16 protein-coding genes are annotated in these 18,548 nt (G+C 51.4%); 8 read left to right on the top strand and 8 right to left on the bottom strand.

From position 1 onward, the window contains the following. Nucleotides 1-37: 37 nt before the first annotated feature. On the bottom strand, nucleotides 38-922 hold the full coding sequence (locus ACO0LI_RS21730) for an HDOD domain-containing protein (protein WP_422950535.1): 885 nt from the start codon (nucleotides 920-922) through the stop codon (nucleotides 38-40). A 228-nt stretch (nucleotides 923-1,150) separates the two neighbouring features. After that, nucleotides 1,151-3,004 carry a DUF885 domain-containing protein gene (locus tag ACO0LI_RS21725; protein WP_423035182.1) on the bottom strand — a complete coding sequence of 618 codons (1,854 nt, stop codon included), beginning with the start codon at nucleotides 3,002-3,004 and terminating at the stop codon, nucleotides 1,151-1,153. Between the two features lie 420 nt (nucleotides 3,005-3,424). On the opposite strand from ACO0LI_RS21725, the gene ACO0LI_RS21720 reads away from it, so the two are divergent. Further along, nucleotides 3,425-4,534: a hypothetical protein gene (locus ACO0LI_RS21720; RefSeq protein WP_423035180.1), complete on the top strand. Its 1,110-nt coding sequence runs from the start codon at nucleotides 3,425-3,427 to the stop codon at nucleotides 4,532-4,534. A gap of 108 nt (nucleotides 4,535-4,642) precedes the next feature. On the opposite strand, the gene ACO0LI_RS21715 is transcribed toward ACO0LI_RS21720, so the two are convergent. Continuing rightward, nucleotides 4,643-6,373 (bottom strand): methyl-accepting chemotaxis protein, encoded by a 1,731-nt coding sequence (locus tag ACO0LI_RS21715; RefSeq protein WP_423035178.1) that lies wholly within the window; start codon nucleotides 6,371-6,373, stop codon nucleotides 4,643-4,645. Between the two features lie 187 nt (nucleotides 6,374-6,560). Here ACO0LI_RS21715 and ACO0LI_RS21710 point away from each other — a divergent pair, with 187 nt between their 5' ends. Both ACO0LI_RS21710 and ACO0LI_RS21705 read left to right on the top strand, forming a co-directional pair. Next, nucleotides 6,561-7,547 (top strand): fumarylacetoacetate hydrolase family protein, encoded by a 987-nt coding sequence (locus tag ACO0LI_RS21710; RefSeq protein WP_162059468.1) that lies wholly within the window; start codon nucleotides 6,561-6,563, stop codon nucleotides 7,545-7,547. Between the two features lie 97 nt (nucleotides 7,548-7,644). Then, nucleotides 7,645-8,802: an ABC transporter substrate-binding protein gene (locus ACO0LI_RS21705; protein WP_423035325.1), complete on the top strand. Its 1,158-nt coding sequence runs from the start codon at nucleotides 7,645-7,647 to the stop codon at nucleotides 8,800-8,802. Between the two features lie 5 nt (nucleotides 8,803-8,807). Here ACO0LI_RS21705 and ACO0LI_RS21700 read toward each other — a convergent pair whose 3' ends face one another. Continuing rightward, nucleotides 8,808-11,042, bottom strand: coding sequence for a patatin-like phospholipase family protein (locus ACO0LI_RS21700; RefSeq protein ID WP_423035176.1), 2,235 nt, complete (start codon nucleotides 11,040-11,042; stop codon nucleotides 8,808-8,810). Between the two features lie 152 nt (nucleotides 11,043-11,194). Between ACO0LI_RS21700 and ACO0LI_RS21695 the strand changes: the two genes are divergently transcribed. The 4 genes from ACO0LI_RS21695 to ACO0LI_RS21680 all read left to right on the top strand — a co-directional run bounded on the left by ACO0LI_RS21695 (nucleotide 11,195) and on the right by ACO0LI_RS21680 (nucleotide 13,974). Then, the gene (locus tag ACO0LI_RS21695; RefSeq protein ID WP_422950529.1) at nucleotides 11,195-12,136 is read left to right on the top strand and encodes a CysB family HTH-type transcriptional regulator; all 942 of its coding nucleotides are present in this window, start codon (nucleotides 11,195-11,197) and stop codon (nucleotides 12,134-12,136) included. Continuing rightward, complete coding sequence (locus ACO0LI_RS21690; RefSeq protein ID WP_423035174.1) at nucleotides 12,133-12,936, top strand: HAD family hydrolase; 804 nt, start codon at nucleotides 12,133-12,135, stop codon at nucleotides 12,934-12,936. The genes ACO0LI_RS21695 and ACO0LI_RS21690 overlap by 4 nt, the downstream gene beginning before the upstream one ends. Continuing rightward, the gene (locus ACO0LI_RS21685) at nucleotides 12,929-13,582 is read left to right on the top strand and encodes a class I SAM-dependent methyltransferase (protein WP_423035172.1); all 654 of its coding nucleotides are present in this window, start codon (nucleotides 12,929-12,931) and stop codon (nucleotides 13,580-13,582) included. Before ACO0LI_RS21690 ends, ACO0LI_RS21685 begins: the two co-directional genes overlap by 8 nt. Nucleotides 13,583-13,677: 95 nt before the next feature. After that, nucleotides 13,678-13,974, top strand: coding sequence for an SCP2 sterol-binding domain-containing protein (locus ACO0LI_RS21680; protein WP_162059462.1), 297 nt, complete (start codon nucleotides 13,678-13,680; stop codon nucleotides 13,972-13,974). A gap of 111 nt (nucleotides 13,975-14,085) precedes the next feature. Here ACO0LI_RS21680 and ACO0LI_RS21675 read toward each other — a convergent pair whose 3' ends face one another. After that, the gene (locus ACO0LI_RS21675) at nucleotides 14,086-14,424 is read right to left on the bottom strand and encodes a hypothetical protein (RefSeq protein WP_162041942.1); all 339 of its coding nucleotides are present in this window, start codon (nucleotides 14,422-14,424) and stop codon (nucleotides 14,086-14,088) included. A gap of 103 nt (nucleotides 14,425-14,527) precedes the next feature. On the opposite strand from ACO0LI_RS21675, the gene ACO0LI_RS21670 reads away from it, so the two are divergent. Beyond that, nucleotides 14,528-14,839 carry a 2Fe-2S iron-sulfur cluster-binding protein gene (locus ACO0LI_RS21670; protein ID WP_423035170.1) on the top strand — a complete coding sequence of 104 codons (312 nt, stop codon included), beginning with the start codon at nucleotides 14,528-14,530 and terminating at the stop codon, nucleotides 14,837-14,839. A gap of 15 nt (nucleotides 14,840-14,854) precedes the next feature. Here ACO0LI_RS21670 and ACO0LI_RS21665 read toward each other — a convergent pair whose 3' ends face one another. The 3 genes from ACO0LI_RS21665 to ACO0LI_RS21655 form a co-directional block, all read right to left on the bottom strand. Next, on the bottom strand, nucleotides 14,855-15,820 hold the full coding sequence (locus ACO0LI_RS21665; protein ID WP_423035168.1) for a CapA family protein: 966 nt from the start codon (nucleotides 15,818-15,820) through the stop codon (nucleotides 14,855-14,857). A 26-nt stretch (nucleotides 15,821-15,846) separates the two neighbouring features. Continuing rightward, nucleotides 15,847-16,206 carry a hypothetical protein gene (locus ACO0LI_RS21660; RefSeq protein ID WP_423035166.1) on the bottom strand — a complete coding sequence of 120 codons (360 nt, stop codon included), beginning with the start codon at nucleotides 16,204-16,206 and terminating at the stop codon, nucleotides 15,847-15,849. Nucleotides 16,207-16,402: 196 nt separating this feature from the next. Further along, a complete protein-coding gene (locus tag ACO0LI_RS21655; RefSeq protein ID WP_423035164.1) occupies nucleotides 16,403-18,535 on the bottom strand; it encodes a 3-hydroxyacyl-CoA dehydrogenase NAD-binding domain-containing protein in 2,133 nt (710 codons plus the stop codon). Nucleotides 18,536-18,548: the final 13 nt, after the last annotated feature.

Below are 18,548 nucleotides of genomic sequence, written 5' to 3'. Positions count from 1 at the left end.
TGCTCCCCTGGTTTTGTTGCATGCAGAATTTAAAAACTCAGAGTTGCAGCGCTGCAGCCAGGGTTTGGACTTCTTCTTCTGACTCTTCCAGTATGCTGTTCAGCGTACCGTCGCCGACGACAAAGTCAATTTCTGAAGAATACTGTTCAGACACCTCGGCATAGGAATGGATATCCATGGGTGAATGCGTGGTTGCCAGTTCGTTCGCCAGTAACAGCGTATCTCCCAGGGTTTCTGGCGGCATGGCGCGCAGCCCGAACCACAGGGCCTCTACTGCTTCTACCACTTGTTGTGGCAGCATGAGGCTCTTGATCACGGCGGCACCTATCTGTGACTCGGATGATTCGCGGTCTATGATGGTGTCGAGGAAAGAGGGCAGGTCATCCGGACTGGAATCAGGTGCAGGTTCATCCCGTTCTATGAGAGAAGGGTATTCATCGACACGGGACAGCAGGTAAAAATTTCCCACTTCATGCACGATACCGGCAAACATTGCTGTGTCCGGGTCCAGCTTGGTGATACGCCTGGCAATGACGCGTGACAGCGCTGCTACCTGGGCCGTATGCTCCCACAGCTTATTCGTCATGGCCTGCAATTGCTTGTTCTTGCTGGTGCCCGCCAGTTGGCGCACTACCAGCGAAGCAACCACCGCACGCAGTGTGCGGAAGCCCAGACGGCTGATGGCCGCCTTGACATTGGTGACATCATTGCCGCGGTTGTAGGCTGCAGAATTGGCAATGGCGACCATGCGGGCCGCCAGGAAAGGTTCGTTCAAGACCAGTTTGGTTGCCGTATCAATACTGCAATCCGGATCATCCAGGGTCTGTTGCAGTTTAATGGAAGCCGCTACATTCGTCGGGAAAACCAGCTCTCCCCGTTTGGCTTGTTCAGCTATGCTGTTGAGCGCATCGATTTTATTCATCGCTATGTCTTTTGCACAAGTTAAACAAACATATGACAGGTGCAAGCTACACCCGGCCGGTCAGCATCAGGCTTGTTTATTGATCAACAAGCCCGGTGCTGTATTCGATATATTGCTTATGCTTGAAAATAAGTTTGAAAATGGGTTTGCAGAATGAGTCTTATGTTTCATTCTGCTTCAGATAGTGTTGCAGGTCAATCAAGCGATAGAAAATAAATCCAAACTTGCTCAATTTGTCTTTTGGCTGTCTATCCACTTGTTGACTTTGGCTTCCAGCAGGGCCAGTGGCAGGGTGCCGTCGCTGAGTATCACGTCATGGAACTGGCGCAAGTCAAAGCGCTTGCCCAGGGCCGCACTGGCTTTTTGCCTGAGTTCGACAATTTTAAGTGAACCTATCTTGTAGCCCAGCGCCTGGCCCGGCCAGGCCATGTAACGCTCGGTTGCCTGGCGTGAGGCAGCTTCGCTATATCCCAGAGTCGTTTGCTGGTACTGAATGGCTTGCTCGCGTGTCCAGCCTTTTGCATGCAAGCCGGTATCGACGACCAGGCGGGTGGCGCGCAAGAGTTCATCTGTCAGGTGGCCTAGATAGGCACTTGGGTCATGTTCAAACAGACCCATTTCCTTGCCCAGGGTCTCGGCATACAAGGCCCAGCCCTCGGTGTAGGCATTATTACCGCCGAATTTACGGAACTTGGGTATGTCCAGTTCCTGCGATGTTGCTAAATGGAAATGATGTCCTGGCTGGCCTTCGTGCAGGTACAGGGTTTTCATGCCCGTCGTGCTGTAGTCAGCGGGGTTGTTGATGACGGCCCAGAATACACCGGGGCGTGAGCCATCAAAGGCTGGCTGGGTGTAATGGTCAGACGCAGTCTGACGGCTGATTTCTGGCTCGGCTCGGATATCCAGCGCAGCCTTGGGCATTTTATTGAACAGTTCTGGCAGCTTGGCCTTGACCATTTTTTCTATCTGGCGATAGCCATCTAGCACCTCAGCCTCTGTTTTATATGGGCGATACTGGTTTTGCGTATCTATCCAGGCTGGCAGGCCCACCGGGTCGCCGCTATAACCCAGTTTAGGGCCGAGGGCGACAAATTCGCTTTGTATGCGCGCAACTTCCTTCAAGCCTATCGCATGTATGGTTTCCGGGTCCAGGGTAGTCGTGGTCTGGTCGCGTACCAGAGCGCGATACCAGGCATCACCACCTGGCAATGCGCCAAAACCACTGCTGCTGCGGCTGGCGGCCAGATAATCCTGTGACAGGAATTGATTGAACTGGCGCAAGGCGGGCAAGACTTTTGCAGTTAATACCTGCTTGTATTCTTTGCTCAGGCGTTGCTTGTCTGCTTCACTAAAGCCTTCGGGGAAGTTTTTGACAGGGGCAAAGTAGGCATGATCTTCCGCCTTGTCGGTCACCAGTTGGGCAAACTGGGGCAGGGCAGAATTAACCAGGGCCTTGGGCAGGACGATGCCGCGTTTCATGCCTTCGCGCATGTTCGCGGTGGCCTGGTTGATCCATACCGGCAATTGCGCCAGACGACGCAAGAAGATTTCGTATTGTTTGACTGTCTTCAGGGGTTGTGCGCTCTGGCCGGAGGCGAAGTGGGCCAGGGTCACGGGCAGGCTGTCCATCTGATTGACGGGTAGCAGATGCCCGTCAAATTTGGACATTTCCAGGCTGGCCTTGAGTTCATAGTCCAGACAGTCATAGGTGACGGCATCGCTTGCTGATAATTGTTCGCGCTGTATGCGTGCCAGTCTGCTGGAAACTTCCTTCAACATGGCAATCTGCTTCGCCCTGACAGGTGCTGACAGTGTCATTGGCAGTCTGTCGTCATAGCGGGTGTCGCCATTGTAAGTGGCACCTATGGGGTCGAAAGCGGTTTGTTTTTCATAGTATTCGTCAGCCAGCTTGTTCAGTTGCTGCCCTTGTTGCTGTCCGGCTTGCGCGACTACCGCCTGCTTGCCAGTTGCGCTGCCTTTGTCATCTTTGCCATTTGCAGCCAGCGCGCTGGCGCAACTGAGGACACCGGCAGAAATAAGGACAATGGATAATAAACGCAACTTGAAACGCAACTTGAGCATAAGAATTTCCCGGAGAAGATAAAAATAGTTTGCAAGCATACCACTGTGTGTACGCAAGTTTGTCATGTGCTTGTTCTGGGCTTGTCATAGCCTTGTTCTGACCTTGCTAAGACCTGGTTTGATATTGGCAGTTCCCTTGCCGCTAAAGCTGGCTGAAAAAAAACGGTCTTGTCTGCCTCTTTGTCATAAAGCTTTTTAAACTTTGACCGTTACCCAATTAGATCACGCATATTCCAATTGACGAATGAGCAATACTGAAGTGCGTGCGGATGGAAGGTATATCGGGCTGACAAGCTTCGCGTGGTCGTGTCCTGTGTGTTGAGCGCAGGACGGCGAGGGGAGCTGTTGTATGTAAAAAATATAAGCCCCCGGTATGTGTTCCAGGTTTACTTCATCATCAGCTCATGGCTGGAGCACATCATGAAAATTGCTTCCTCGGATATTTCCTTTTCTTCCCAACATACTGCCACTACAACGCTGGAAACGCAGGAAAAACTGCGCGCCTGGATAGGCAAGGAACGCCCTGATTTTGAAGGCAGGAATGCCAGTCTCCCGGCGAACTTGAGAAACACATCAAGCAATGTGCAAATTTCAGACGCTGCCAGGGCCGCCCAGCTTGCGCCGGCAGTACCTGCCGACAATGCGGCTGCACAGACTGACGCAGTGCAGAAAGCCAGCGATGAGGCAGACAATGACCCGCGCATACGCCTGATCAAATACATCATAGAACTCATGACGGGTAAACAGATCAACACCCTGAGCAGTGCAGATATACAGGCAGATACCAGTGCGCCTGCAGCACCGTCAGCGCCAGCGTCCCAGGCACCTGCTGACGCAGCACAAAATGCCCAGCCAGCGCAGAAAGGCTGGGGAGTGGAAGTAGATACGCATCAATCCTATACCGAGACTGAACAGACTTCTTTCCATTCGACCGGCAAAATAGTGACTGCAGATAATAAGGAAATCAGCTTTGATCTGTCGTTTGAATTAAACCGCAGCTATCATGAAGAAAGTAGCAGCAGTGTGCGACTTGGCGATGCCAAAAAAGTCGATCCTCTGGTAATTAATTTCTCTGGTAATTCTGCCCAACTGACATCGCAAAAATTTGCTTTTGATCTGGATGCCGATGGCAAGAAAGATAATATCTCTTTCGTTCAGGGCGCCGGTTTTCTGGCGCTGGATAAAAACAATGATGGCAAGATCAATAATGGCAGTGAATTGTTTGGCCCCGGCACAGGGAATGGCTTTTCTGAACTCGCAGCTTATGACAGTGATGGCAATCACTGGATAGATGAAAACGATGCGATTTACCAAAAACTCAAAGTATGGACCAAGGATGGTGCCGGGCATGATCAATTGCAAACCCTGAAACAGGCGAATGTCGGCGCACTGTATCTTGGCAATGCCAGCACTGAATTCGATTTGAAGAATGCGCAAAATCAGTCTAACGGACAGTTACGTTCTTCCGGCATATGGTTAAGTGAAGACGGTAAGGCGCATAGTTTGCAGCAAGTGGATTTATCGGTATAAATTGCCTGGCCTGCTTTTCTGACCTGCGCATACAAAAACAGCTCCTTACGAGGAGCTGTTTTTGTATGCGCGTTGATAATCTTTATTCAATCACTACTCAATCACCATTTAAAATTCTTCCCAGTCGTCATTTGTCGCAGCGGTCGGTTTTTCCATGCGGGATGTTTTCATCGCCGGTTTCTCCGCTGCTTTTGCTGGTGCCTTGCTGATTTTTAAAGTGGTCGTTGCAGCGCGTGGTGTTTTATTTGGCGCCTTGCTTAATGAAGGTGTTGGTGCAGGTGTTTTTTTCACTACCGCATCAAGCTTGAAAACGCTGACAGCCTGGGCCAGTGCGCCAGCCTGTTCTTGCATGCTCTCGGCGGCCGCGGCAGCCTGTTCGACCAGGGCAGAGTTTTGCTGCGTCATTTCATCCATCTGCGTAATGGCCAGATTGACTTGTTCTATACCTGCGCTTTGTTCCTGGCTGGCGGCAGTGATCTCACTCATGATGTCAGCCACATGCTTGATGGAAGTGACGATTTCATCCATGGTCAGGCCAGCTTCATCGACGAGCTTGTTACCGAGATTAACTTTCTCTACAGAGTCATCGATGAGGGTCTTGATTTCCTTGGCGGCGCTGGCGCTGCGTTGCGCGAGGTTCCTGACTTCGGCGGCTACCACGGCAAAACCCCGGCCTTGTTCGCCAGCACGGGCGGCTTCGACTGCGGCATTCAAAGCCAGGATATTGGTCTGAAAGGCAATACCATCAATGACGCCGATGATATCAACGATCTTGCCAGAGCTGTCCTTGATGGAGCCCATGGTATTAACAACCTGACCAACGATATTGCCGCCCTTGGTAGCAACTTCAGTCGCCGAGATTGCCAGTTGATTGGCCTGGCGGGCATTATCAGCATTTTGCTTGACGGTGGATGTCAGTTCTTCCATGGAAGACGCGGTTTCTTCGAGGGAGCTGGCTTGCGACTCTGTCCTGCTTGAAAGGTCTGCATTACCAGAGGCGATTTCACTGGATGCCGTTGAGATCATCTCCGTGCTGTTGTGCACCTGGCTGATGGTCATGACCAGACTGTTATTCATATCTGCCAGCGCACTCAGCAACTGACCGGTTTCATCCCTTGAGCGTACTTCTATGCGACCGGTCAGGTCGCCATTGGCGACCTTGGTGGCGACCTGGACGGCTTCATCGAGTGGGATGGTAATCGAGCGAGAAATCCAGGTGGCAATGACAGCACTGATGATGAAGGCAATAATACCCAGTACTATCATGAGGTTACGTGAAAACATGATGATGCTTTTGATCGCCTCACCATTGGTTTCCATATCATTTCTTTGTATGGCGCTCAGACTCTCTATGTCAATCAGGGATTGTTTCAGCGCAGGGAAGGTGGATTTTCCCATCATGGCGGTGGCTTCATCCTTTTGATCCAGCTCTATGAGGTCGCCGGTCTTGCTGAAAGCCGCGACGAATGCGGCATTGGAGGCGATGAGTTTTTCTACAGCGTCTTTTTCCTTCTGAGGTATCGCCAGTTTTTTGGAAATCTCAAGCAAGGCGTTGATTTTTTTCTTGTTTGCATCAATGGAGGCATACTGCGCCGTGCGGGCTTTCTGATCTGGTGTAATGAACAACTCCAGTGTACGGCTGCCGTTTTCCTGTATCAGCGCAGAAATTTCCAGGGCGCTGATGACGCCGACCGCATCATCTTCGAGTATTTCCTTGTTCCTGTCTGCGATCTCATTGAGCCTCACCACGCTGATTACTACCATGAGCAGCATGGTCAACAAGGTCAGGCCGAAGCCAAAGCTGAGACGTACCCTGATTTTTAAATTACTGAAGTTCATGGTAATTATTCCTGTGCAGATCAGTTTTGAGGGGGCAGGCAACGGCAGTTTGAGGTTTTAGCATACCTAAAATTGCGCTGTTCTGCTAAGTAAATTGGTCATTAGTCGCGGCACCTGTCAGTTTCCTGACAATTTCATCAAACCCTTCGGGTAAAATCGCAGAATACTTGATCAAAACAGAGGAATTATGAAGCTAGCAACACTGAAGGATGGTTCCCGGGACGGGCAATTACTGGTTGTTTCCCGTGACTTGAAGACAGCAGCCATTGCTGACGGCATCGCCCCGACCTTGCAACGTGCCCTGGATGACTGGAATTTCATCCAGCCCCAGCTCGAAGAGCTGTATAACCGCCTGAATTCTGGCAGGGCAGCCTATAGTTTTGAGTTTGAAGCAAAAAACTGCATGTCACCTCTGCCGCGTGCATTTCAATGGGCGGATGGTTCATCTTATGTCAATCACGTAGAACTGGTACGCAAAGCCAGGAGCGCCGAGATGCCAGACAGTTTCTGGCATGACCCTTTGATGTATCAGGGCGGCAGCGATGACTTCATTGGCCCTTGCGATGACATCGTCATGACGTCGGAAGAATGGGGCATAGACTTTGAAAGTGAAATCGCCGTCGTGACCGGCGATGTACCCATGGGTGTCAAGGTGCAGCATGCACGCGACCACATACTATTGCTCATGCTGGTGAACGATGTGTCCCTGCGCAACCTGATCCCGGCTGAGTTGGCAAAAGGCTTTGGTTTCTTCCAGTCCAAACCCGCATCGAGTTTTTCACCGGTGGCGGTCACGCCGGATGAACTCGGAGAATTCTGGAAGGAGGGCAAAGTTCACCTGCCCCTGCGTTCCAGCATGAATGGCATGCTGGTAGGACAACCGAATGCGGGTGTGGATATGGTGTTCTCTTTCCCGCAACTGATCACGCATCTGTGCAAGACCAGAAATGCCAAGGCGGGCACTATCATTGGCTCTGGCACGGTATCAAACAAAGATGCCAGCAAGGGTTATAGCTGCATCGCTGAAAAACGTGCGCTGGAAATGATCGCCCTGGGTGAACCAGTCACACCGTATATGAAATTTGGTGACAGCATCAAGATAGAAATGCTGGATAAAAACGGCAAGTCCATTTTTGGGGCGATTGATCAAAGCGTTGTTGAGTCGCATCTTTAAGTTGCTATTTTTTGCCTGATTTTGTTGTCAGCTTTTTCTGCCAAATTTTATCAACTTCTTTCATCACCTATTTTTTTGGAGTCACCGCATGTCCCTGATCTTTTCTTATTCCCTGCGTGGAGCAGTCGTCGCAGCTTTGAGCTTGGGTAGTGTCGTGGCGCAGGCGCAGATCAGGGTGGGTATCAATTTATCTACCACCGGGCCGGCAGCGGCTATCGGTGCCTCATCCAAAAATGCCATCATGCTGTGGCCCAAAGAAATTGCAGGCAAAAAAATCGAGTATATCTTGCTTGACGATGCCAGCGACCCAGGCAATGCCGTCAAGAATGCGCGCAAACTGATCACCGAAGAAAAGGTCGATGTCATCGTCGGCCCGAATACCACGCCGAGCGCGCTGGCAATGCTGGAAACCGTGGCAGAGAATGAAACGCCGATGATCACCCTGGCCGCATCTGCCAGCATCGTTGAACCCATGGACGCCAAGCGTGCCTGGGCTTTCAAGATGCCGCAGAATGATACCCATATGACCACCATATTGACACAGCACATGGCTGATCACGGCGTGAAGACCGTGGCCTTTATTGGTTTTGCTGACGCTTATGGCGAAGGCTGGTGGCGTGAGTTTTCCAAGCTGGCCGAACTGCGCCATATCAAGATCGTTGCGAATGAACGTTTTGCCCGCACCGATACCAGCGTTACGGGGCAGGTCTTGAAAATGATGTCGGCAAAACCTGATGCCGTATTGATTGCAGGTTCTGGCACACCTGCAGTCTTGCCGCAAAAAACCTTGATAGAACGTGGTTACAAGGCGCAGATTTACCAGACCCATGGTATCGCCAGCCAGGAATTTTTAAAGCTCGGCGGCAAGGATGTGGAAGGCACTCTATTCCCTACCGGGCCAGCAGTGGTGGCATTGCAATTGCCGGAAAAGCATGCAGTCAAAAAAGTCTCTACCGAATTTGTGCGCAAGTATGAAGCTGCTTATGGCGCAGGCACGACAACGCAGTTTGCTGGTGACGCCTGGGGAGCGTATATGCTGCTGGCGAGTGCAATTCCTGCTGCCCTGAAAACCAGCCAGCCTGGCAGCAAGGCTTTCCGGCAAGCCTTGCGCACTGCGCTGGAAAACACCAGGGATTTGGTTGTGCCTCAGGGTGTCATCAACATGAATGCCGGTGACCATGTGGGCCTGGACCAGCGTTCACGCGTCATGGGTAAAATACAGAGCGGCAAATTTGTATATGCCTACGGTGGCTAAAAAATTTATTGCCTGCCCAACTGGAAGAAGACATTTTTTGCGCCACTTTGCCCCACCGCAAAACCCAGGTAAATAGGACCGATAAAACTATTGAAACCGGCGAACAGACTGGCACTCTTGCGCAATGACTTGAATGACATATCCTCGCCCCTGTTCCAGACACTGCCTGCTTCCAGTGATGTGCCCAGGAACAGGCTTTGTCCCGCCAGATCAAACTTCACCGCCCGCAGCAAATAAGTCACGCTGCCATAGACCATAAAGTCACCCGTGAACTGGTCAGGCTGGTACGCGGATAATTGCTGGAAACCGCCCAGGGTATAGCCTATACCGCGCACATCCGTGCCTTTCTGGAACAGACCTGCCGCGTTCAGTTTCAGATTGATGCTATGGTTTTCTATGCTATTGGCCCAGGTCGTATTGATTGTCACTTCCTGGAAACTTTTTCGGGTATCGCTGGTGCCCAGAAAGGCGCTGGCATCTATCTTGTAGCCATAGCGTGGGAAGCTGGCATCGCTGAGCTGGTCGAAGACGACTGCCGACTTCAGACCAAATTGCTGCAAGTCTGCGCTCGGCAGGGATTCGACTTTCGTGCTGCCATCTTCATTCAATAGCAGGAAACCACCTATCTTCGGGCGCACGCGGTAGTGATTGAAATTCAGGCCCAGCTTGGCTTCACCGAGTGTGCTTTGTTCACCTATGCGAAAGCCCAGATCCAGCCCCAGTTTGTCGCTGCGGAAATTGTATTCAGCAATACGGGTATTGCCGCTATACAGGTTGCGGGTGTTCTGGCCTATCTCTGCAAATGGTGCGAGATACATGCCTTCACGTTCAAACAGTGGCTGGCGCAATTCAGTGTGATATTTGATGCTGTTACCAAATTCCAGGTCATTGCGCCATTCCAGCCCGCCATCAGTCAGCCAGGGCCGGCGGTGACCAACTTGCAGCTTGAAGCCGCCAGCACCTTCAAAACCGCTGGACAGGGCCAGGCCAAAACGCAGGAAATGCGGGCCCCAGTTGCGGCCATGGGCATTTACCCGTATGCCATATTCGCCATCCCGCTCTACCAGTTCATGGTTGACGCTGTCAAACTCGCGCGCGTTATTCAGTATGGCCAGCTTGCGGTTGATTTCTTCCGCCTTGTATTCTGTACCCGGGCGTATATTCAACTGACGGCGTATATCACTCTCAGGCACGGCACCGTCGGTGCTGATATCGACAAACTGGATTTTGATCGGCGGTAATTGCGGGTTCAGGCGTATCTCATGCTTGACGGTATACATGTCTGGCGGCAGGCTCAGAGTCAGCAAGCGGGCATCCAGTTCATGCGTGGCTTTTTCACCTATCTTCACCGCCTCCTTGGATCTGGCGAAGTCCATGAAAGTGATATTGCCCAGGCCTGGCTCTATCAAAATATCTTTTGAATTCAGCAGGGCTTTTTGTGCTTCCACATTTTGCTCAGTCAGAATATTCACCATCTGCTGGCTGACATTGAACAGGGTGAGTAACTGGTCGCGTGGCATCAGCGGTGTGCCTATGTTAACCGCGATGACTATATCTGCCCCCATTTGCCGGGCGATATCGACGGGCAGGTTCCTGACCAGGCCGCCATCAGACAATAATTTGCCATCTATTTCTACTGGCGCAAACACGCCAGGTGCTGCCATGCTGGCGCGTATGGCTTTATGCAAGGGGCCTTTCGTGAAAAGTACCATCTTGCCGGTTTCCATATCGGTCGCGACGGTACGAAAAGGGATGGGCAGGCGATCAAAATCGATGTCGGGTTGCAGGTGCGCAGTCCAGTTCTGCAAAATTTCCAGAAACTGGCTGGCCTGTACCACACCTGCGGGCAGGCGCACACCATTGGCGCTCAGGCCCAGAGTGGCACCAAGAGGGTATTGCTCATCTTCTTCCCTGACGCTTTGCGGCAGATAGCGTCTTTCCACTCTGTCTAACGCGATATCGTTGAGCTTCAAGGCGTCCAGCCGTTTTTCAATTTCGCTTGCAGAAAACCCCGCCGCATACAAGCCACCGACCACTGCACCCATGCTGGTGCCTGCAATGCAATCGATGGGGACATGTAATTCCTCCAGTACCTTGAGCACACCAACATGCGCAAAGCCACGCGCACCGCCACCAGACAGGGCCAGGCAAATTTTGGGTCTTTTAAGTTCTGGCCCCGGTACGGTAATACTTTCTGCCAGGGCAAGAGATGCTGTCGTTAAATAAACGAAAAGGCTCAAAACTGTTACTAATAATGATTTGTGCATGTTGTAATTGGTGGAAACATGGAATTCTTGGCTCAGGGTCTATATACTAGCGCATGCATATAAAACGATGCTAACCTAGGTCTAATTGCATAAGAGATTATCCTCGCCTTTACAAAAATCTACCCATGAACCTACATCAATTGCGTTTTGTACGCGAAGCTGTAAGACAGAATTTTAATCTGACTGAGGCTGCCAAGGCCTTATTTACATCGCAACCAGGTGTTTCCAAGGCAATTATTGAGCTTGAAGAGGAGTTGGGCGTTGATATTTTCACCCGTCATGGCAAGCGCATACGCGGCCTGACCGAGCCGGGCAGGGCGGTGTTGAAGTCTGTTGAGCTCATCATGCAGGAAATTGATGGACTCAAACGCATAGGCAAAGAGTTTGCGGCACAGGACAGCGGCAGTTTCACCATTGCCACTACTCACACGCAGGCACGCTATGCCTTGCCCAAGGTAGTGCAAGCTTTCATGCAAAAATACCCCAAGGTAAGATTGTCTTTATTGCAGGGTAACCCCAAGCAAATTGCCGAGATGGTCATGCGTGACCAGGCAGATATTGCGATAGCGACAGAAGCCATTGCCGGCTTTGATGGTTTGATATCCCTGCCATGTTATCAATGGGAACATGTGGTCGTGGTGCCAGTGGATCATCCCCTGCTGAAATTAAAGAACATCAGCCTGGAAGAAATTGCCAATTATTCATTGATCACCTACGATGCCGCCTTTGCAGGCCGTAGCAAGATAGACCACGCTTTCCAGATACGCAGCCTTAAGCCCGATATCCTGCTGGAAGCCATTGATGCAGACGTCATCAAGACTTATGTAGAGCTGGGTATGGGTGTTGGCATTATTGCCGGCATGGCCTTTGATGCTGAGCGCGACAAGAATTTGCGCGCCATACCAGTCGGCCAATTGTTTGGCATGAATATTTCGCGAGTCGCGATCAAGCAGGGTGCTTATTTGCGCAGCTATATTTACACCTTTATAGAATTGCTGAATCCTACCCTGAATCGTAAAATGATAGACAATGTCATGCAGGGCAATAAGGATACTTACGATTTATGAGCATGCAGGCACTGAGTAGCTGGCCTGCCGGACAACGCAGGCAGGTGCGCGGTATACTGACGGACATTGATGACACCTTCAGCAGCCATGGCAAGCTGACCGTGGCTGCGCTTGCCGCACTCGAGCGGGCAAAAAACGCAGGTTTGCGGCGTATAGCGGTGACAGGGCGACCGACATACTGGACTTTGCCGTTATTAAGGCTATGCGATTTTGATGCAGTCATTGCCGAGAATGGCGCGAGTGCTTTCTGGCTGGATGAGAATGGCAGGCAACAGGCGATGTATTATGCCGATGCACCAACCCGTCAGCAGCATAGGCAGCGCCTGCTGGATTTTGCTGACACCATGCGCCAGCATTTCCCGGATGTATTGCCTGCTTCAGATGCTGCACAACGAATAGGTGACCTGGCATTTGATATTGCTGAAAATATTCCTGCAATACCGCTGACGCAATTGAATGAAGTCGTCGCCCTGATCCGTGAACATGGCTTTCATGCGACTACCAGCAGCATCCACGCCCATGCCTCGGTTGCGCCGTTTAGCAAACAAAGCATGAGCCAGCGCGTGTTGCATGAAGTATTTGGCATCAGCGATGAAGCCGCAAAAAAGACTTATGTATTTATTGGTGATTCTGCCAATGATGCCAGCATGTTTGCCCATTACCCATACTCCGTTGGAGTGGCAAACGTCTGCAAATACCTGGACAGGTTTGAGGCCCACCCGGCCTATGTCTGTCATGCCGAATATGGCGCGGGATTTGTAGAGCTGGTGGATTTTCTGTTGAAAGATAAAAATGAGTGAAAACAAAATGCGCGAATACTATGCGCAACGTGCCCAGACCCTGGAAAAGGTTTACCAAAAACCAGAGCGCCAGCAAGACTTACGTGAAATCCAGGGCAAAGTCCTGGACGTATTGAAAGACCAGCGCGTGCTGGAAGTGGCCTGTGGCACAGGCTACTGGACTGAGCGTTTTGCCCCCGTAGCGGCAAGCGTCGTGGCGACTGATTATAACCAGCCCATGCTGGATGTGGCCCAGGCCAAAGCTTACCCCGAAGGCAAAGTGCAATTTGCATTGGCTGATTTGCATGAATTGCCCGCCGCGACAGCAAACCAATATACAACTTGCTTTGCCGGTTTTTTCTGGTCACATGTCATGCGTGATGATCAGACCAGCCTGTTGGGTCATCTGAGCAAGGTAACCGGTAAAGGCACGACACTGGTGTTGATCGACAATAACTATGTCGAAGGCAGCAGCACAGTGATTGCCCGAACTGATCTTGAAGGCAATACCTTCCAGTTACGCAAGCAGGAAGATGGCAGCAGGGTAGAGATACTCAAGAACTTCCCTACTGATAGTGCACTGCGCAAAAAATTTGGTCCTGCGGTACGCGACATCCGTATTTTCAGAAACACTTACTACTGGATGCTGACTTGCACATTGAAGTAAGCATCGGCGATTGAGTTCCATACTCTTCTAGTATTGTCCCTCGAAAGCCTGCCGTGATACATTGCAAGTCGTTTAAATTTTTTCTGGAGTAATTCATGGATCTGCAAGCTTGCACAGAAGCGATACGCGCTAAAGTTGGTGATGATAGTGGTTTGAACGCTACCCTGAAATTTGATTGCGGTGATGACGGCGTGGTATTCGTTGATGCATTGGTGACGCCAAATACAGTCAGCAATGAAAACAAGGAAGCTGGCTGCACCATCACAATTTCACTGGAAAACCTGGCAGCCTTGCTGACCGGTCAATTGAACCCTATGAACGGTTTCATGATGGGCAAACTTAAAGTATCCGGCGACATGGGCGTGGCCATGCGCTTGCAGACTGTGGTGTAAGAACCAGTCTTACAGACAAGTTTTACAGAGCGGCATTTCCTTGGCGATAGCGAGGAAATGCCGTTTTATTTTGGACTTGCAATATTGCTGACCTTGCCGATATTACTGTTGTCAAACCAGTGACATGGCACTCAATGCCAGTGCCGACGTACCATCTGGATATAAGGCGTCATAGCAGCGTGTGCAACTGCTGCAAAAAAGGTGGGAGCGCTTGACGAATTTATAGCGCAGTATGAGCTGCAATTGCACTCCACTGCAATGGGGGCAATGCTCACGCATATGGCCTGCCGAGGGCGCATCCTCGGATTGAAAACCTTCTTCTAACATTACTCCTTCTATGACATCACGAGGGTCAAGCTGCATCAGTATAAAATCTGGTGCGCGGGCATTGCGCCTTTCTGAATAAGTGTCTTGCTGTTGGGAAAGTAGATGTGCACTGGCTGTCATCATGTTGAGCTCCTGAAAAGACTTCTGCCTCTGCTGAGTTATCAGGAGGGCAGGCTTTCAATCTAGTAAAATTCAAGCCTGAAGACAAGGTTGATAGCGAGAAAAAATGAATACGCCGGAAGTATTAGGGAATAAGGTATGGACTGTGACCATACAACCCCAGGGCTGGACTTGCGAAACTCAGCATGAGCTCAGCCTGCTGGAAGCCGCCTTGCTGGACGGTGTGCGTATCCCTAATTCATGCCGTAATGGCACCTGCCGCACCTGCATGTGCCAGATGCTGGCCGGGGAAATACACTACCAGATAGACTGGCCGGGCCTGAGCCTGGAAGAAAAGCAGGATGGCTGGATATTGCCCTGTGTCGCGCAGGCCTGCTCGGATGTGGTGCTGGATGTGCCAGCCGCAGTCAAAGTGTAGCGGCTGGCATCATTATTATTCAGCGTTACTGCATTGCCTGAGCTGCCCGTCCTTGCGATTCCAGCACGCAGTGCTGGCCTCAGGTACAGGGTGAGGCACGCCATCCTGATCTATTTTGGCCACACGGGTATCCCAGGCTTTGACACCCTTTTTATCGAGTTGCAGGCGTACGACCCAGCCACGGGTTTGCGGTTCATTGTCGAGCTCATCCATGACGAAATTACCGAGGCTGTATATGATGGGCCTGCCCTTGTAATGCTCTACATCCTGTATCACATGGGGGTGGCCACCTATGATGGCATCGGCGCCTGCATCTATCATCAGTCTCGCTAACTGGCGCTGTCTTTCGACAGCGAGTTTGTCATTTTCCCAGCCCCAGTGCATGAAGGGTATGACCAGATCGGCATGGTATTGCTGGCGTGCCTTACGTATGTCAAGTACGACTTGTTCATCTTCGCTCCAGGCCACACCTGCTGCCTGTGCTTCCGCTTCAAAGCTGCGCGGCATGTATTCGTTGTAGCCCAGCAGGGCAATGCGCAAGCCTTTCTTTTCTATGATCAGTGGTGTATGCGCTTCACGCAGATTATTGCCGCCGCCAAAGCGCTTGATCTGCTGCTGATCCAGCAAACCCAGCATTTCCTGGAAAGCCGCACGGCCAAAATCACCGGAATGATTATTCGCAATCGACACTGCATCAACATGCTGCTTCAGAGTAGCCAGGGTGCGGGGATGCGCGCGAAAGGTGAAATTCTTGTCGGCAGCATCACCCGTTGTGGCAACCACGCATTCGAGGTTGACGACGCGTATGTCAGTACTTTTGAATAATGTGGCAAAGGCAAAAAATGGGTCTTTGCCGTCGGCGATCATTTTGCCGGGTTTGCCATCAAGGACTACATCGCCGGCAAACAATATGCTGACGCTGTCGTCTTGCGCCATGGCTGTATGTGTGAACATGCCTGTCAGCGCAATAGCTACGAGCATATGACTTACGCATTTGAGCTTCATCATCATTGCACCTCCTGCAAGGTGCAGCGATACTGCAGCTCACGTTCTATGTCACCCGCATACACGGAGTTTTGTGGTGTCAGTGGGTTCTCTTTAGTGCTGACTTTGAAGGGAGGGCGGTAAGTCGCCTGATGGACGGGGACATCGCTGCGACGCGTCTGGAAATAAGCATACAGCTTGATGTAGTCTATCTGCTGCGCCTTGCCTACCATGACGGCTTTGAAGGTGAAGCGCTCGCCTATATCAGTGGTCTTCACATCATACGGGTCAGTGACTAACTGACTCTCTATGGTTTGCATGCTGCCAGCATAACTGACATAGCAACGCAAGAGCGGCTTGGCTGCGCAGGGCATGGTCATCATTAAAAGACTGCTGAATACAAAACAACTGCTTGCCATCCATCTTTCAACTGACCACATAGCTGCACCGCCCTTAATTAGTCGAGCGATGATTATCACAGGATTTATGCGTGCAGGGAAGCCGCTTTGTTTTGTTTTTTACATGGTCGCAGCGGCATCTATATATTTAATGCTGCTGCAACGATGCTCACTACTATTACTAATACTGCTTGCTGTCGGCAGCAAATGCCCAGTAACTCGCTGGCAAGGCAAAGCGCTCGCCATAGCTGGCCTGCAATTCTGCTGCGCGCTCAGCAAAGCGTGCCGTGCCGACGTGATTGACGAATTGCACCGCACCGCCAGTCCAGGCAGGGAAACCTATGCCAAAAATCGAACCTATATTGGCATCGCGTGACGATTCCAGTACGCCTTCATCAAGGCAGCGCAGGGCTTCTATCGCCTGCATGTACAAAAACCTGTCTTGCAAATCGACATAGGGCAGGCTGTGCCCGGCCTTGCCAAACAAGTTATTCAATTCCGGCCATAGATACTTCTTGCCGCCATCTACGGGATATTCATAAAAGCCCGCGCCTGCTGCTTTGCCTGCACGCTGATGCTGATCAATCATGGTATTGATGATCGCGGCAGATGCTGGTGCTTGCCAGCTTTGGCCTTCGGCTTCCAGATCGGCCCTGGTTTGCGCCGTGACATGGCGTGACAGACTCAGTGATACTTCATCCTGCATGGCCAGCGGCCCCACCGGCATGCCGACTGAGAGCGCAGCATTTTCTATAAGTGCTGCTGGCAAACCTTCTGCCAGCATGCTCAGGCCCTCGTTGACAAAACTGGCAAACACCCGGCTGGTGAAAAAGCCGCGGGAGTCATTGACGACGATGGGTGTCTTGCCTATTTGCAGTACATAGTCATAAGCGCGTGCCAGCGTCGCCTCACTGGTTTGTTTGCCCTTGATGATTTCCACCAGCTGCATTTTATCGACAGGCGAAAAGAAGTGTATGCCTATGAATCGTTCAGGATTCTTGACGGCTTTTGCCAGGCCGCTGATCGGCAGGGTAGAGGTATTACTGGCCATGATGCCATCTGCAGCCAGCATGCTTTCCGCCTCGCTGCTGACGCTGGCTTTCAGTTCACGGTTTTCAAACACGGCTTCGATGATGAGCTCGCATCCCTCAAAATCGCTGGCAGTGGCTGAAGGCAGTATCAGTGTCAACTGACCAGCCGCTTTTTCTGCGGACAGGCGTCCCTGCTCGATTTTTTTCTGCAGGCTATTGGCAATATTGGCCTTGCCCTGCACAGCTTTTTCCAGTGATTGCTCTTTCATCACCGTGACGATGCCGCGCGCCGCACTCACAGATGCGATGCCAGCGCCCATCATGCCCGCACCGATCACACCCAGCCTGCTGATTTTTGATTTCGGGATATCCCGTGGTCTGCTTTTGCCAGAGCTGACCTCCTGCATCTGGAAAAACAGGGTGCCTATCATGTTCTTGGCCACCTGGCTTGTTGCCAGATGCGTGAAATAGCGGCCCTCTATTTTGAGTGCGTTATCAAAATCAACTTGCGCACCTTCTACCATGGCTGCCAGTACGGCTTCTGGCGCAGGATAATTCCCACGGGTTCTTTCGCGCAGCATGGCAGGAGCTGCCATGATCATGGGCAGCAATTTGGCAGAACTGGGTATGCCGCCCGGCAATTTATAGTTGGCATCATCCCAGGCTTGTTGTGCTTGAGGATGGGCCAGTATCCAGGTGCGGGCTTGTTGCAGCATGTCGTCATGGCTGCTGGCCAGCGCGTGCACCAGGCCAGCCTTGACGGCTGCTGCGGGAGCAAGCTGCTTGCTTTCAACCAGATAAGGCATGGCTTCCTGCAAGCCCAGCATGCGTACCATACGCGCTACGCCACCTGCACCTGGCAACAAACCCAGTGACACTTCAGGAAAACCGATTTTGGCTTTGGGATGATCAAGGGCTACGCGGTAATGGCAGGCCAGCGCCAATTCCAGTCCGCCACCAAGAGCACTGCCATTGATGGCTGCAACGACTGGTTTTCCGAGTTTTTCCAGCCTGCGCAGCACAGCCTTGTTTTTCTCTACCATTTCCAGGCAGGTTTTTGCATCTTCTATGTTGACAAGTTCACGCAAATCGCCGCCAGCAAAAAAACTGTCTTTACCAGACGTCAGGATGACGCCGCTGAGTTGTTCTTTTTCTTCTTCCAGTCTGTTGACCGCAGATGCCAGGGCCGCGCGGAATACCGCATTCATGGTATTCACCGACAAACCAGGCATATCGATGCTGAGAGTGACTATCTGATGTTGGTCTTTGCTGTAATTGATCATGATGTCTGTTTCC

The organism is Undibacterium sp. Tian12W (genome assembly GCF_049339405.1).
Taxonomy (GTDB): Bacteria; Pseudomonadota; Gammaproteobacteria; order Burkholderiales; family Burkholderiaceae_D; genus Undibacterium.
Note: the sequence above shows the minus strand (reverse complement) of the source record. Positions and strands in the feature narration are given on the sequence as shown.